This window comes from Streptomyces sp. NPDC002520 (genome assembly GCF_053595235.1).
Genome location: NZ_JBSFXG010000036.1, coordinates 25,367 through 40,432, shown reverse-complemented (window position 1 = coordinate 40,432; position 15,066 = coordinate 25,367). Strand labels below are relative to the sequence as shown.

Annotated in this window: 12 protein-coding genes and 2 pseudogenes; 7 read left to right on the top strand and 7 right to left on the bottom strand. The window is 69.4% G+C overall.

Annotated elements, in window-relative coordinates:
* Positions 1-174 precede the first annotated feature (174 nt).
* Positions 175-936, top strand: coding sequence for a response regulator transcription factor (locus tag ACWD5D_RS35135; RefSeq protein WP_451376865.1), 762 nt, complete (start codon positions 175-177; stop codon positions 934-936).
* On the top strand, positions 933-2,423 hold the full coding sequence (locus tag ACWD5D_RS35130) for a sensor histidine kinase (protein ID WP_451376864.1): 1,491 nt from the start codon (positions 933-935) through the stop codon (positions 2,421-2,423). Before ACWD5D_RS35135 ends, ACWD5D_RS35130 begins: the two co-directional genes overlap by 4 nt.
* A gap of 210 nt (positions 2,424-2,633) precedes the next feature.
* Here the strand turns inward: ACWD5D_RS35130 and ACWD5D_RS35125 are convergent.
* Positions 2,634-2,798, bottom strand: a pseudogene (locus tag ACWD5D_RS35125) (SAM-dependent methyltransferase); the annotation flags it as partial.
* Positions 2,799-2,810: 12 nt separating this feature from the next.
* On the opposite strand from ACWD5D_RS35125, the pseudogene ACWD5D_RS35120 reads away from it, so the two are divergent.
* Positions 2,811-3,119: pseudogene (locus ACWD5D_RS35120) on the top strand (WYL domain-containing protein); the annotation flags it as partial.
* 381 nt (positions 3,120-3,500) lie between these two features.
* On the opposite strand, the gene ACWD5D_RS35115 reads toward ACWD5D_RS35120, so the two are convergent.
* Positions 3,501-3,980 carry a DUF6194 family protein gene (locus ACWD5D_RS35115; RefSeq protein ID WP_451376863.1) on the bottom strand — a complete coding sequence of 160 codons (480 nt, stop codon included), beginning with the start codon at positions 3,978-3,980 and terminating at the stop codon, positions 3,501-3,503.
* A 59-nt stretch (positions 3,981-4,039) separates the two neighbouring features.
* On the opposite strand from ACWD5D_RS35115, the gene ACWD5D_RS35110 reads away from it, so the two are divergent.
* On the top strand, positions 4,040-4,855 hold the full coding sequence (locus ACWD5D_RS35110; protein WP_451376862.1) for a MerR family transcriptional regulator: 816 nt from the start codon (positions 4,040-4,042) through the stop codon (positions 4,853-4,855).
* Here the strand turns inward: ACWD5D_RS35110 and ACWD5D_RS35105 are convergent.
* Positions 4,838-5,935, bottom strand: a complete 1,098-nt coding sequence (locus ACWD5D_RS35105; RefSeq protein WP_451376861.1) for a pentapeptide repeat-containing protein — start codon at positions 5,933-5,935, stop codon at positions 4,838-4,840. The two genes, ACWD5D_RS35110 and ACWD5D_RS35105, sit on opposite strands and share 18 nt — an antisense overlap.
* A gap of 422 nt (positions 5,936-6,357) precedes the next feature.
* Between ACWD5D_RS35105 and ACWD5D_RS35100 the strand changes: the two genes are divergently transcribed.
* Positions 6,358-6,648: a hypothetical protein gene (locus ACWD5D_RS35100; protein WP_451376860.1), complete on the top strand. Its 291-nt coding sequence runs from the start codon at positions 6,358-6,360 to the stop codon at positions 6,646-6,648.
* Positions 6,649-6,845: 197 nt separating this feature from the next.
* Here the strand turns inward: ACWD5D_RS35100 and ACWD5D_RS35095 are convergent, their stop codons facing one another.
* The gene (locus ACWD5D_RS35095) at positions 6,846-9,809 is read right to left on the bottom strand and encodes a M48 family metalloprotease (protein ID WP_451376859.1); all 2,964 of its coding nucleotides are present in this window, start codon (positions 9,807-9,809) and stop codon (positions 6,846-6,848) included.
* A complete protein-coding gene (locus ACWD5D_RS35090) occupies positions 9,806-10,408 on the bottom strand; it encodes a hypothetical protein (protein ID WP_451376858.1) in 603 nt (200 codons plus the stop codon). Before ACWD5D_RS35090 ends, ACWD5D_RS35095 begins: the two co-directional genes overlap by 4 nt.
* A 150-nt stretch (positions 10,409-10,558) precedes the next feature.
* Between ACWD5D_RS35090 and ACWD5D_RS35085 the strand changes: the two genes are divergently transcribed.
* Complete coding sequence (locus tag ACWD5D_RS35085; protein ID WP_451376857.1) at positions 10,559-10,816, top strand: hypothetical protein; 258 nt, start codon at positions 10,559-10,561, stop codon at positions 10,814-10,816.
* Between the two features lie 151 nt (positions 10,817-10,967).
* Here the strand turns inward: ACWD5D_RS35085 and ACWD5D_RS35080 are convergent, their stop codons facing one another.
* Both ACWD5D_RS35080 and ACWD5D_RS35075 read right to left on the bottom strand, forming a co-directional pair.
* Positions 10,968-13,319, bottom strand: a complete 2,352-nt coding sequence (locus tag ACWD5D_RS35080) for a P-loop NTPase fold protein (protein WP_451376856.1) — start codon at positions 13,317-13,319, stop codon at positions 10,968-10,970.
* A gap of 377 nt (positions 13,320-13,696) precedes the next feature.
* A complete protein-coding gene (locus ACWD5D_RS35075) occupies positions 13,697-14,074 on the bottom strand; it encodes a VOC family protein (RefSeq protein ID WP_451376855.1) in 378 nt (125 codons plus the stop codon).
* Between the two features lie 400 nt (positions 14,075-14,474).
* On the opposite strand from ACWD5D_RS35075, the gene ACWD5D_RS35070 reads away from it, so the two are divergent.
* A complete protein-coding gene (locus ACWD5D_RS35070; protein WP_451376854.1) occupies positions 14,475-14,924 on the top strand; it encodes a cupin domain-containing protein in 450 nt (149 codons plus the stop codon).
* The last annotated feature ends 142 nt before the right edge of the window (positions 14,925-15,066 follow it).

Genomic DNA, 15,066 nt, shown 5'->3' with positions numbered 1-15,066 from the left:
AACTCTTTCCTTGCCGCGCGCTGTCGATGTGCTGGATGTCGCCATCGCTTTGCGTCTCGGCACTTGCGCCAATGGTGGTGAACCCGGTCGACCGCGAAAAAAAGGATCACCGTCGCGAGGGAGGTTCCGGCGTTTGCGTCACGCACTCCGGCGAAAGTCTGTGAGCCTTTGGGTATGCGTGTCTTGCTGATCGAGGACGACGACCGGGTGGCCGGACCGTTGACGGAGGGGCTGCACCGTTTCGGGTTCACCGTGGAACACGCCAGAAAAGGGGCCGACGGCCTCGCGGCACCCGAGGCGGCGATGGTGCTCCTGGACCTGGGCCTGCCCGACATGGACGGCATCGACGTCTGCCGTGCTCTACGAGCCCGCTCGTCGGTGCCGATCATCATGATCACGGCCCGGGACGACGAGGTGGACCGGGTGCTCGGTCTCGAGATGGGCGCCGACGACTACGTGTCGAAGCCGTTCGGCGTACGGGAACTCGTCGCCCGGATCCGTGCCGTCACCCGCCGCACCCGCGCCGGCGCGATGGAGTCCTCCGGTGAGGAACCGGGCCCGTCGGACGGCCCGACACACCCCAGGAAGCCCGACGTCCAGCGGGTCGGCCCGCTGACCATCGACCGTCGTACCCGCCAGGTTCACCTGAACGGGGCGACCGTCGCCCTGGCGCCCAAGGAGTTCGACCTGCTCACCTGCCTCGCGGAAGACCCCGGAGCCGTCTTCTCCCGCCGGCGCATTCTCGACACGGCGTGGGAACCGGACTACTTCGGCCCCACCAAGACCCTCGACGTCCACATTGCCGCGCTGCGACGCAAGCTCGGCGACCATTCCTGGATCGAGAACATCCGCGGCATCGGATTCCGTCTGGTCCCCCCGGCACATACCGACGCCGGGTCCGCCGACGTGCCGGCCCGCGGTGGGCGGCCCCGGTGACCCGTCGCCTTCTGCTCAGTCACCTGAGCCTCATGCTGCTCGTCCTGCTCGTCCTCGAAGTGCCGTTCGGTGTCTTCTACGCCCGCAGCGAGATGTCCCGCTTCACCCACGCGGCACAACAGGGCGCGCTGACACTCGCCGCGGTCTGTGAGGAGAAGATGGAGCACGGACTGTCGACCGACCTCCCCGGGCTGGCCCGCGCCTACGGACGGCGTACGGGCAGCCGCGTGCTCGTCGTCGGCAACAGCGGTGTCGTCCTCGCCGACACCGCTGTCCGGTCCCTGGTCGGCAGGAACCTGTCCGCCGAGCCGGACATCTCCACGGCGCTGCGCGATCGCCCCGTCGTGGGTACCCGAAGCGATCCGTCCGCGGGCGGCGACGCCCTCTTCGTCACCGTGCCGGGCGGCTCCGACGAGTCCGTTCCCTGTGTGGTGCGGACCGTCTATGCGTTCGGCCCGCTCAAGGCGACGGTCCACGCCACGTGGATCGTTCTCGCCGTCGTCGGGCTGGGGGTGCTGGCCGCCGTCGCGTTGATCGGCTTCGCGCTGGCCCGCTCGTTCACGCGCCCCGTCCGGGCGCTGGAACGTGCCACGGCACAGCTCGCCGACGGCAGGATCACCGATCCGCCCTCCACCGATCACGGACCGCCTGAACTACGCCGGCTGGCCGCGTCGTTCACGAAGACCGCGACCAGGCTCCAGCACCTGCTCCAGGCTCAGGAGGCGTTCGCCTCAGAGGTGTCTCACCAGTTGAAGACCCCGCTGACCGCGCTGCGCCTGCGCCTGGAGAACTTCGAGCCGTACCTCGCCCCCTGCGCCCAGGACAGCCTCGACCAGGCACTCGGAGAGATGGAACGACTCAGCCGTATGGTGCAGGGGCTGCTGGCGCTCGCCAGGTTGGAGAACTCGGCGATCAGACCGGAGTCGGTCGACCTCGGTGGCGTCGTCGCCGATCGCGCCGCCATCTGGACGGCCTTCGCCGATGAACAGCGGGTCGACATCGTCGTCTCCGAGGCGACAACAGCCGTTCGGGTGTGGGCGGTTCCCGGAGCCCTGGAGCAGATCATCGACAACCTGCTCTCCAACGCCCTGCGCGCGGCCCCGCCCGGAACCGCCATCACCTTGGCGACCGCCACTTCGCACAAGGAAGGCGGCCGCACGCCGCCCATGGCCGAACTCCATGTCATCGACCAAGGTCCCGGTATGTCCGAGGCCGAACGGCACAAGGCCTTCGACCGGTTCTGGCGCGCCCCCGACACCGACCACGACGGCACGGGCCTCGGCCTGCCGATGGTCCGGCAACTCGCCCGCGCCGCCGACGGTGACGTCACTCTGGAGGCGGCCCCCGGCGGTGGACTCGACGCCGTCGTCCGCCTCCACCGCGCCGAGAACCGCACGCACCGGCAACGCCCAGGCAGCTCCGCCGGTATCGACTTCCCAGGGCACGCACGTCAGCAGGGCGTGGTGGCGGCACGGGGACGGCCGTAGGGGACCGGGAGGGGCGGCCGTAGCGACCCGCGATATCCAGGGTTGCCGGCGTCACGCGGGATGCGGCGTGCGCGGGCCCTGGCAGTGGCATCCGGTGAACCGCATGCCCCGGTGCGTTCTCCGCAGAACCCGGCCCGGTGGGGATCACGCGCGGAGCCGGACGACCTGGGCTGCTGTGGTGGCAGTGCGAAGGAAGCGCAGCCGCATCCGTCACAGCGAGCCGGTAGCCGAGGGCGGTACCTCGACGACGAAGAACAGGAAGCAGGTTCTGGTCGAAAGGTCATGGAAGCCGTCGGGGAACAGCTCACGGGCGGCCGGGTCGGGCTGCGGCTCGCTGATGGCGGAGAGGTGGAAGCCGGCGGTGGTGAAGGCATCGTCGTCCTCGTCATGGCGGTTCTCGGCGCTCAGCCGGCAGCGGCCGACGCCGACGACCTGGTCGGCTCCGCCCTGGGCAAGGTCGTCAACGCGCTGCCGGAGAGCGTCGGCCACCAGGCCGCACTGCTGCGGGAGTACGCGTCGGCCGCGCCCGACCCGTACGCGGCCCGCCCGGATCCGGCCGTCACGAGCGAGCTGGTCGAAGCGGTGGCGGCCCGGCGCCGCGTGGTGGTCACCTACCGCAGCGAGTCCGGCAACGAGTGGGAGGCGGAGGTCGATCCCTGGTCTCTCGTCGTCCGCCACGGACGCTGGTACCTGCTGTGCCACTGCCACCGCGCCGACGCGATCCGTACCTACCGCGTCGACCGGGTCCGCGCGGTCTGCCCGATCCGGCGCGGGTTCGAACTCCCCGAGGGCCTCGACCCGGTGGCGGCGCTGGAGGAACACCTGGGCCTTGGCTGGAAGTTCACCACCCGCGTGGTGTTCGACGCCGCACCGGACGAAGTGGCCCCGTGGATCCAGCCGCCCATGGGGCGACTCGAACCCCTGGAACACGGATGCGTGCTGGTCGGCAGCACCCGTAACCCGGACTGCCGGCTCGCGGGTCGTGCGGGCTCGGCGGCTCCGCGTAATCCTACGAAGATCCGTCCCGGCGGGCGCCCGCCGATGACGGCCCGGCAGTCCATGCCATCCGGCAGGGCGTCAGTCCGTCTCCAGCGGCTGTCCCGTTTCGTGCCGCCGCGCGAAGCGCGCACGAGCGGCGTCGTGGGCGCCGCGCAGAAGCCGCACAACCGTGTCCGTTGTCCTCGCATCGGGATTGACGACAGAGATCCAGCCGAGCGCCCCGTACACCGGATGCGGCATCACCCTGTCTACGGCTGTGTAGTCGCGCGGGAGGCTGATATCGCGGGGTTCCTCCCCGGTGAGCTCCTGGAACGTCACACGGTCGACGTGGATGTTCACACGCCAGCGGCCGGGAGGGTCGAGGTCGGAAGCGGCGTCGTCGGGGTAGTCCTTGGTGACGATGGTCCCGTACGGCTGGACGTTGTGAGGCACCTGGCCGTCGGGGGCGTAGTAGAAGAACGCGTCCCCCCACGCGATCTCGGGGAAATCGCCTCCCCGTTCCGGGACAAGCACGAGCCCGCCGGCGAAATCTCGCACGGTCGCGATGATCTGTTCCATACTCATGGTTCAAGCATGACCTTCAAGTGCTTATGTGGGGTTCGCTGATGCACGGGCCGGTGAGCGACTCGCGACGGACACCGCTCAGAACAGTTGATGTCGCCAGGGAGTCGGGATATTCGCTGCAGCAGGTTCGCGACCTGGAGCGGCTGGGAGTCATTCCTCCGGCCGCTCGATCGAGCAACGGTTACCGGTCCTACACGCCGATTCACGTGCAGGCCCTTCGCGCCTATCGAGGACTCGCTGGTGCCGTAGGGCCTGTCGCAGCCCGGCAGATGCTCGCTGACCTGCGGACGAAGACGATTGCGCAGGCGGCCTCGGCGATCAACGAGGTACACGTTCGGCTCGCCCGGGAGCGAGACGAGACTCTGCGTGCTGAACAAGCATTGGGTGCGATCGAGGCCGAGGCGAACTCAGCCGAGTTCGAGCACGAGAGTGACGCGATGACGATCACTGAGCTCGCTGGGGCGCTCGGCGTACGTACCTCGACCCTGCGGTTCTGGGAGCAGGAAGGACTTGTCACCCCCGAGCGAGTGACGTCACTGCGAGCGCGCCGCTACGGTCTTTCGGCGATCAGGGCGGCCAGAATCGTCGCGGCCCTCCGCAGCGCCGGCTACGGCATCGCCGCTGTGCGTGAGATCGTGGGCTCCCTGGACCAACTCGACGGCCTGAAAGAGCCCCAGCGCATCCTGCGACAACGTCTCGACCAGATCGCCACACGGACCGTGGCGCTACTCCGAGCGGGCGCGGACTTGGCAGCCGTTGTCACACTTACCGCGGGTGTGCAGACTGACCGACCAGGAGGGGCGGAAGCCGCAGCAGAGCGTGCGCCGGGGCGGACTGTGCCGCCTCGATGCTCAATTCGCCGAAGCTGACGGTCCGCGCGTCAAGTCCGATTGCAGCGGCGGGACTTGCCTGGTCAGCGCGGCAGCTGGAAGCAGGTTGTCCGGTTCGGCGCCAGGGTCTGCGGCAACAACGACGCCGGCTGTCCGGAAGTCGAAACCGGTCGGCCAGATCGTGAGGTCGCTCGCCAGCGAGCCTTCCAGCCTCGCCGCTCGCAGGTCGGCGTCGGTGAGGTCGCAGCCCCGGAGGTCGGCCGACCGCAGGTCCGCGCCGGCGAACACGGCGTCGTGTGCGCGGGCCTTGCGCAGGTTCGCCTCCCGCAGGTCCGCACGGGTGAAGTCCGCCGACCTCAAGTCGGCTTTGACCAGGCGTGCGCCACGCAGATCGGCTTGCAGGCAGCGGACCTGCTGGAGAATTGAGGTGCCGAGTTCGGCATGCCGCAGGTTGGCGGCTATGAGGGACGCCTTGCTCAGGTTGGCCTGGTAGATGCTCGCCGCTTCCAGGCACGCGCCGTCGAAGTTGACTCCGTGCAGCCACAATCCGTCACAGTCGGCCCTGCGCAGGTCGGTCAAGCTGACGTTGAGCCACTCCGGACGACGTTCCTCGTAGAGGACCCCGAGGCAGGTCAGCGCCGTCTGGGCGTCCGCGGCGCGGGTCTCCAACGGGGACACCGAGTTGATGGGCACGTCCGCCACCGGAACCGAGGCATCCTGCGGCGGCCAGGGAAGGTGCGTCCGCAGATATGCCGCCATGATGGAGACGACCGCCTCGTGGTCGCGGTCGGAATGATCCGCAATCCGCCACAGTGCGTAGATGCCCCCGATCCGCACGTCCAGCTTGTCACTGCCGAGCTGGTCCACGGCCCGGCTGAAGCGATCGGTGATGTTCCCCTCTCGTGTTGCGCTCAGCCCGTCCTGGCTGACGCGCAACTGCCGCCATGTGGCACAGGCGCCGAACAGGACGACCGCACCGCCGAGCGCCTGCAGAAGCGTGGTGCGCACGTTGTTCACCGCGTTCAACCGGTCCGCTGCGGCGAGGTGGCCACCTGCGAGGTCGTGGTCGACCATCAGCCCCGGAAGAACCAGGAGCACGAAGCCCAGCACCGCGATCACGGCCAGTGCACCCGACACCACGGCCGCGGCACGAGTCGGGCTCCACCGGCCCCGATCAGATCCCCCCACAGCCAACGGATCTTAGAGCAAGGCCGAACCCGGTGAACCACACGGTCACTGCCTGGCTTCGCGGCATCGGGCGAAGCGCACCGCTGCTCCGACCAGCAGCGCAACCAACGAGTCCGCAGAAGAGTCGAACGGACATGATCACAACGCGTGCGCGACACGCCCTCGGCTCTGCCATGCTGATCGTGGCCCTGGCTTCCTTGTCGCTCTCCTGCTCCAGCAGCCCAGGCACCGCTTCGAACGACGGTAAGTCGCCCGCCCACAAAGTCCGCAAGGCAGTATCGGCCCCCACGACCGACGAGCCGTCCGCTCCGGGCACGGCAGAACCGTCGCTTCAGCCCGAGAAGGTCCGGGACGTGTTCGCTCGTCTCCAGGCCACCTACAACGACGGGTGCACGACCCCGGGGAACTGTGAGTACTTCCTGGCGCGGTTGCTCAATGAGCTCAGGAGCCTCGACACGTCGATGAAAGCCGATCCCCAGGGCCCTGGACACTTCGGGGAGCCCCTCGCATGGATCGCGAAAATGCGGGCGGCACTGGGAGATGACACTTCCTACGAGAACCTCAAGAAGCACCAGGATCTGCTCACCGGCACGCGCGACAAGATCAATTCCTGGATGCAGGGCCACCCCGAGGACTACCGATAGGACCAAGGCCGAGCAAGGCCGAGCAAGTCCGAGCATGGACGTCACGAGCCCGTAGGCCATCGGCGCGGGCGGGCGGTTGATGGCAGCACGGCGAAGAAGTGAACGGCGAGGAGCCGAACGGCGAGGAACCGAACGGCGACGATGGGCAGTTCGTCACGCAGTCCTCGACCTGAGGATCCGAAGCTCCCGCAGCAGCTTCAGCTGCGCCGGGGTTTCACGAGGCCGGCGTGCTTGAGGATGCCCTGGTTGCGGAGGCTCATGGCGTCCAGGGATTTCAGGGCGGCAGTGAGTTCGTCCAAGCTGGTGGCCAGAAGACGGCCGCTGGCGCGGTCCAGGGCGAGGTCGCAGTTCGCGGCGCCGGCGGTGGCGTAGGTCTGGACACGGTGCCAGTAGGCCTGGGACTTGGGGTCGGGTACGGGAAAGTACCGGGCGGCGTCACGGGCGAAGCCGCGGAACTTGGCGCACTGGGCGCGGGTGCGTGACTCGTCGATGGCGTGCGGGTTCTGCACGAGCGGGACGAGCCCTTGGCTGATGGACACGAAACGGCGTTCCAGGCGGCCCCCGCCGTACACCTCCCAGGAGTACACCTGCAGGGCGCGGGTCCTGGGGGACGGGGTCGTGCGGGTCCTGTCCTGAGCAGATGAGGCGTCGTTGGCCGTCGAGCGGCTTATGGCCGGGTCGAACAGATCGGTCGCGGTGACGGCCAGGGCTGCGGCGCACAGCACGCCCACGCTCACGCGGCGGGTCAGCAGGGAGTTCCATAAGGGATGCCACCGCCTGGGAGGCCAAGCCCGTGGCGTGCGGGTCCCGCGCGCGGTCGGACGCCTGTGCAGGGCGCTCACCACGGTGGCCGCAAGAAGAGCGGCGAGCGCGGCGAGCAGGGGAATAGGGCCCATGATGAGGTGGAAGCCGCGGAGTACGGAGACGCGGGGGTGGAGTGAACAGGTGGACCGCAGAGCGTTCAGCGGCGTGACGCAGCCGTCCAGGGAGGCGAGCACGAACACCCCCGCGAAACCGGCCAGCACTGTGGTCTGTGCGGCGATCAGGGCGCACAGTAGCCGGTAGCGCTCGGTCAGGGCCGCTGCGGCGGCTGCTGCGGCGGTCGCCCCTGCGACCAGGAGCATCAGCACCCAGGCCAGGAAGATCCACAGATGCACGAGGCCACGCTCGGCGGGCGGTGGCTGCCAGGTGTGCATGTACGCCATCACCACCGCGACGGCGACGGTGGCCAGCGCCGCGCCCAGCAGGCCGGGCAGCAGCACCCGGCGCAAGGACGGAAGCAGCGACTCCCGAAGCGGCGCGGTGCCGGGGTCCGCGGTGCCGGGGTCCGCGATGCTGCGATCCTCGGTCCTGCGGTCCGCGGTGCCGCGGAGAACCCAGGCCGTCAGCGGCAGCAGCCACGAGGCCGCGACCGCGGTCAGGGAAAGCACCCAGTGGTTCAGATCCGTCATCTCGGGCCACACGGCGGCCATTCCGTCCACGATGCCGTGCTGCCCCGCTACTTGCTCGGGCGACAGCCCGCGTGTCAGGCCGGCGCGTGTCTCCGCGGCCGAGGGCCATCCCTCGCGCGCGTAGGTCACGCCGAACGTCTGCCACCAGGCGAACCACGACGTCAGCAGCACCGCACCGGCCACTGTCCCCAGCAGGAGCAGCCGTCGGACGCGCCGGGGCCGCACCCTGGTCCACAGGCGGGCGCACTGGGTGGTCCACCAGCTGAAGGCCAGGCCGGCGGCGAACGGGAACAGCAGCATGACGGGGTTGCCGGGCAACCACGTGTCGATTCCGGCCTGGTAGGCCACCAGTTCTCCGGCCGTCATCCCGGCGCCCAGCCACAACCCGGCGCGTACGCCGGAGGGTTCGCGCCGCCCGGTGAGCACAGCGTGCGCGGCCGCCCGCCACAGAGCGACCCCGGCCACCCCGGCGACCAGGGCGGCCGTCACCACGAAGGAGGCCTCGTTCAACAGCGGGATCCCGCGCGTCCCGTTGTAGAGCCAGGCCTGGGCGTTGATCACCGGTGCGGCCACCCCGGTGAGGAACATCGGCAGCGCCCGAACGCGGAACAGTTCCGTGGGATCGGCCAGTGCCTCCCGTCGCAGGTCCCACCGTGGATGGGTGCGCAACAGCTCCGCGAGGGACGCCCGCAGCCGCCGCACCACCCCGGGCGGCGCGGCAGCCGTGACGGCGTCGGCCCCGGGGGCCGCCCAGTGACGCGGGGCCGCGCCCGAGCGCACCGCGGTCAGGTCGGCGTGGACCTCCCGGCTGCGCAGCACGTCCGCCCGCGCGAGATGGACCAGCAGCACCAGCACGGCGGCGAGGCCGAGCAGCCGGGCCATGAGCGGCCAGGGGCCCTCGATACCCGCCATCGTCTCGGGCGACAGCGGTGCACGAATCTTCAGGGAGAACAGCGCCATCCACACCACCAGGGTGAGCATCAGCGCCACGTACGGCAGCAGCACCACGCCGAGGAACGCCCGCCACAGCGCCACGGTGAGGTAGGTGAGGGTGACATCGCCATTACGGATATGCGCGAACTCGTGCAGGAGCACCGCGCGGAAGCCCTCCGGATCGGTACGCGCGCGCACCAGCAGGCCGCCGTGCAGACACACAACAGGCCGCCTGTTGCTGCCGAACACCACCGCACCGGACGAGGCCGCTGCCGGGTCGACGACCATCCTCGGCGCCCGCTCCAGCCCCGCCGCCACGGCCAGTTCCGCCACCATGCCCCGTACCGCGCCGTCGTCGTCCACCGCCTCCAGGCGGACGACCCGTCCACGCCGCGCCTTCCAGGCCGGTATCGCCCACATCAGCACGGCCGCCACGACGATCATCAGGACCGGCCACACCTGGGACACCCACCAGGGGGAAGAGTCCTTCGAGCCGTAGACCGCCATGCACTCCCGGTAGGCGCTGGTGCCCGCCTGCGGGATCGCATCGCCGATACGGGACGGGTCGCCCCCTGCGGCGAGTTCGCAGCCGCTCGGGCTACCCGTGCGCGCGGTCGAGGACCCCGGATCGGGCCCGGAACCCAGGGTGAGCATCATCATCGTGGCACTGCTCACCAAGATCAGCGCCACCAGCAGGATGAAGCGCAGCGTGGTGCCCGAGGGCATGGAGCGCTCGTCCACGCGCGCGGTGAGGTGTCCCGTGGCCGCCACGGTCACGGCCTTTCCGGCCCGCCACCAGCGCCGCCGCCCGTACCGCTCTGGGTGCTCGGGCCCGTACCGCTGTCCGTGGTTCCCCCCGGCTCACCCTGAGGCGCGGGCGGCCCCAGCTCTGTGGTGCCCAGTGCCAGCCTGGCCACCACCGCGTCGGCGACGGTCTCGGCACGCTCCGGCTCCAGGCCGCGCACGGCCGCCACATCCAGTACCCGCCGCCGTACCTCGGCCAGCTGCTCCGGGGTCAGCGGGGGTACCGTCGCCGGTTGCGCATGTCTGCGCAAGACCCTGCGCAGCAGGCCCCTCGCGCCACGGAGCACACCGTCCGCCGCCCGATCGCCCAGCTGCCGCAGGGTCTGGTCCAGTGCCAGCCACACTACTCCCGTCACCAACGCGGTGACCTCACCCGCCCCGAAGCCCAACGGCTCCCGCCGTCGCCCGCCCCGGCGCCCCAGTCTCCGCACGACCGTGGCATCGGGGAACCACGCCAGGCCTTCCACCACGGGCAGTTCCTGCCGCGCGACCCGGGCCACCACATCGCGGACGACGTCCCGCACGGTTCCCACGGTCGTACGCCCCTCGTACGAGGCTGCCTCAGTCTCCACGTGCGCCCCCTGCACATACGGCCGCCAAGCCCTGGCATGACCACGCTAACCCGAACTGGCCCGCCGGTGTGAGACCCCAATCCGCCGCAGTCCCGGCCGGCGCCACCGCAGAAACGGCACTGATCGGACCCGTGCGTGACCCACCGGACGATGGCACAAGGTTCCCGCATTCAACTGGACGAGGGCCGAAGGGCAGCCGAGGCCGGGGACTGGTTGGCGGCGGGGCACGCCTTCGTCCGGGCCGCGATGGAGGGCAGCACGGAGGATGTCGCGCTGGCGGTCCGGGTGACCGTCGAGCTTGTACCGCTGGCGGATGGTGGGTCGGCGGAGGCCGCCACGCTGCTCGCCGGCGGTCCCGGGGCGGCGGAGGCCCTGATCGGCACGGCTCTGGGCGGCAGCCGAAACTGAGGACGAGGTCAGCCGGCCATTCCTAGTTTCGCCGCACAGGGCCTGGCAGCGCCCCTCCATGTGCATGGCAACGACCACACCGCGGGGTTCGACGTACCCACTGCACGTCCTTCGCGCATACGTGGCAGCCGCCGGCCGGCGACGTTGCCTGTCATGCCGTGGGGAAGTCGGCCGGCGAGACGACCAGTGGCAAGTCCCATGCCTTGCGGAAGGCGTTGAGGATCACCAGCGCGCTGTAGGCGGACACCGCCAGTTCCTGACGTGCCTCGGCCAGACGCTCCACATCGCCCCCTGGGTCCGCACTCTGTATCTGTCTGCGGCGCTCCAGGAACCGGGGGCGTGCGAACACCTGTAGCAGCGTCAGCGCGAAGTAGGTGCAGGCGATGGCTTCCTGTCTTATTCCGTCAGCGCCGCTGTCGGCGGTGTCCTCGACTTCCGTTCGGCCGATGGGAGGCTGAGCGCGACTCGCGGCGAGGTCGCGTAGGCCGTCTTCCATGTCCCGCTCCTGCACCGTGTTCGTCGGGTGCAGGACTCGGACCAGGGAATGCAGGCGGTTGAGGAAGGGACCGTCACCTTCTTTGCCGCTGCTGAGCGACAGCGAGGTCCGCAGACCCTCCAGTGTGCCGCTCAAGTCCTCCTGGACCAGGCGTAGGGCGAGGCTTCCCGCGTCCACGTCGGCACCGGAGCGATGGGCTTCGGCGATACGGCGCGCGTACCGGATGAGGTCACGTGGGATGCCGCCGGACAGGACGTGCGCCAGGAGCACCTCCTCGTGCTCCAGGTGACGTGCGCGGAGAGCGAGGATCTGTTCTGATTCCGCGATCCGCCCAGGCGGGACATAGAACGTGTCGTCGATGGAACTGTCGGTGGAATCCCGGTGGGGCAGGCTGCGGCGGGTGAAGGCAGCTCCGACGTCCTCCGCCACCGATATCAGGTAGTACACGTTCCGCAGGCCGAAAACCGCCTTGATCTGCCCGAGGAATTTCCTCGCGGTCTCCGTGTCACCGAGGCGATCCAGCTCGTCGACGGCAATGATCACCCGAACCCCGTGCTCCGCCCCCACCCATTCCGCGATCCTGCCCACGACCTGCCGGTACTCCGCAACCAGGTCGGGAAATGTGAACGGGACCGAGGACACGGACGTTGAGCTGGACGCTCCTGGCGTGATGCCCAAGAACTGCGGCAGTCCGAAACTCACCCCGGTCGTGACGTTCTGTACGGTGCGCAGCCGGGTCAGTTGGCGCACGCATATCTCCCACAAGCGCGGCTCTTCGACGGACGGCCGGCGCAGCGGAGGCAGCAGGAACAGCCCGAGCCATACGAGGAGGCAGCCCGCTATCCAAGGAGACCCCTGCCACACCGATGCGATGCCGTGCCACAGGCCCGCTGCGCCGCCGCGTGCGAGTGCCACACCGTCCGGTGAGACGAATTGGTGAAGGATCCATCGGACCGGCTGATAGAGACCGGCGGTCAGGGCGGCCAGGGAGGCGATCAGCCGGAGCAACCAGGACAGCATCCGCCCGGACGCCGACAGCAGGCGTCGGCGCCGGATCGTGTAGGGGCCGAGTTCGGGCGCTTTGTGGTGGAAGCGCTTCAGGTACTCCTCGCATACCGTCGCGAAGAGTGTCAGCAGGAACTCATGAGGGCTGTACTCAGCCGGCGCGCTGACGAAGACCGCGAAGTCGCGCCCGGCGTCCCGTTGCTCCACGGAACAGGCTCTCAGCAACGTCGTCTTACCCGCGCCGCGCGGACCGCAGACGGCGATCGTGCCACTCCCGATCTGCCTGATCCGCAGGTTCAGTTGCTCCTCCGCCGCGCTGGCCACCACGTACAGAGAACTGTGCAGGTGCCTGAGCCCGTCGAAAGAGTCGTCGGAGAAGCGATCACGGGACGGCTCCGGACCCACACTCTCCCGTGCCGCATCGTGCAGCCCCGGAAGGACACCGCCCGTCTCCACGGCCCAGCGCCACATCTCCCGAGCCTCGGCCCGTCGCCGGAGCTGCCGACGCAGGACAGCCCGGAACCACAGCACGCGCACGAGAGCAGTCATGGACCGCCGCGACACGGCACGCAGGGCACAGGCCACCAGGGCGGCGACCGAAGCGGTATAGAGGACGGGCCCGCTCCACGAGGGAAGGACCGGACCCGGCAGCCAGGCGTCCAAGGACCATCTCAGAACGACGCCGAGCACGAGGAGGGCTGCCACGACCGAGCCCGTGTCCAATTCCATGTCTGAACGGGCACGCTCAAGGCTCGACCGGGTGCACAACGACAGGTCCGCTACGCGTCGGAATTCCTCGTACTCCGTCCGGGACGCTTCCGCCACCGCCGCCACGAAGTCGCGCTCGTGAGCGGCACGCCAGAGGATTGCGGGGGACACCTGCGCGCTCAGCTCGTAGTACTGGCTTATCCGGGGGTCCCAGAGGCAGCCGCGGACCACCCCGCGGTACAGGGTGATGTCGTCCGGATGGGTCCAGGGCCAGTGCCCCGCGTCCTGCGTCATGTCCCCCCACTGCCGCCTCGCGCACGCGCCTGGCACCAGGCTAGCGATCAGGTACGGGCGGCCACAGCCCCTGCGCCCCGCGCAGTACGAGGCACCAGCGCGCCGTGGACGGGGCCGTCGACATCACCCGACGCCTCAACAAGCTCCGCAACTGCCAATCCATAGTGCCTATCAGGCCTCCGGCAACGGCAAGATCCGCACCGATCTGCGGCGTCGTGGGATTCGACGTGTGATCCCTGAGAAGGGCGATCACCAGGTCGCCCGCCGACAGCGCGGTTCACGCGGTGGCCGGCCGGCTCGCTTCGAGTGGGCACCGTTACCGCTGCCGCCCTCTTCATCCAGCCCAGGCCTGACGGGCATTACCGGGCGTCAGGACATCAACCGTTCGCCCGTTCCGCCGCGCTGCGTTCCACACAGAACTCATTGCCCTCGGGGTCGTGCAGAGTTACCCAACCGGTTCCATCAGGCCTTCGGTGATCGCTCTGGAGCGTGGCACCGAGCGCGAGCAGGCGCTCGACCTCCTCGTCCCGGGTGAGGTCCTGGGGTTGCAGATCCAGGTGCACGCGGTTCTTCACGGCCTTACGGTCATCGACCCTGACGAACAGCAAGGTGGCCGTCGCGGACGTGACCATGGCTTCCGGATCTCCTGGGAAGTCGTCAGCGGCGAGTGAGCCGTCCAGGGCCTGGGCCCAAAAGCTCGCGAGAACATAGGGGTTGGCGGAGTCGATGGTGACATGACGGATCAAAGAACTCATGCCCCAAGCCGATCATGAATGCGTCCCACCGTCCAGAGATGGCCGGCCTCGGCGCCGGCGGCGAACAGAACGACGCGTCAAGGCTGCCGCCTTCCCCGGTGACAGGCTGCTCCGGGAGTTCGCCTTCGACGGCCAGGGAGAAGCGCGGCGCCGCCTCGCGTCGAACGAGTCCATCCGCCTGCGTGCGTGACGGTGGCGTCAGCCGCTGACAACACGAAGGGCGGTGTGTGGGCCGTTGGCGTGACATCGTCCTGGCGCGGATCCTCCGGAGTACGGCACGTGTCACCGATCCGCCCGGCATCCGGCCAATATGGGTGAACAGCCATGGAGCAGCGGCAGAGGCACCCCGCGGACGGTATGCCCCGACCATGGCACGGCGACCCACGGAAGGTGCACGACAGTGTCCGACAACCACGCAGCGCACATGTACGGAACCGGCGACGACGCGGCGTCCGAGAGCTGGAAGAACGCGGTGAAGGTGCTGCAGGAGGCCGCGCCGCTGACGATCCCGGAGGGCGCCTCGGCGATGACCATCCAGGTTGAGTGGGAGCCTGGCGACCCGGGAACCCCGCCGCACCGTCACTACGGGCCCGCCTTCGGGTATGTCGTCGAGGGCGCGGTCCGTTTCGAGTTGGAGGGCGAACCCGAGCGCGTGGTGGAGGCCGGCGGCACGTTCTGGGAGCCGGGCGGGGACGTGATCCACTACCAGGACGGCAACGCGCTCAGCGACGCGCGGACCCGGTTCGTGGTGACCATGCTGTGCGCTTCGGGAAAGCCGATGCTCGAACTCGTCTCAAAGGAGGAACTTCAACAGCGCGCCCACCTGCGCGCCCCCCGCTCCACCGGCTGACGCCGCCGGCGCGCGGGAGGACACACCGGGCGAGTGGAGCGCAGGTGGGCCCGTTGAGTTCGTGGGCGGCGTTCATCATTTCGGGACGAAGGGCCGCCGTCGTGCCCCTTCCGGCGGCCCGCGCGTACGGGATGGTCGGCGT

Coding starts and splice junctions, on each gene's coding strand:
- ACWD5D_RS35135 (WP_451376865.1), top strand. CDS start 175: ATGCGTGTCTTGCTGATCGAGGACGACGACCGGGTGGCCGGACCGTTG.
- ACWD5D_RS35115 (WP_451376863.1), bottom strand. CDS start 3,980: ATGGAACAGATCATCGCGACCGTGCGAGATTTCGCCGGCGGGCTCGTG.
- ACWD5D_RS35085 (WP_451376857.1), top strand. CDS start 10,559: ATGGCACAAGGTTCCCGCATTCAACTGGACGAGGGCCGAAGGGCAGCC.
- ACWD5D_RS35080 (WP_451376856.1), bottom strand. CDS start 13,319: ATGACGCAGGACGCGGGGCACTGGCCCTGGACCCATCCGGACGACATC.
- ACWD5D_RS35075 (WP_451376855.1), bottom strand. CDS start 14,074: ATGAGTTCTTTGATCCGTCATGTCACCATCGACTCCGCCAACCCCTAT.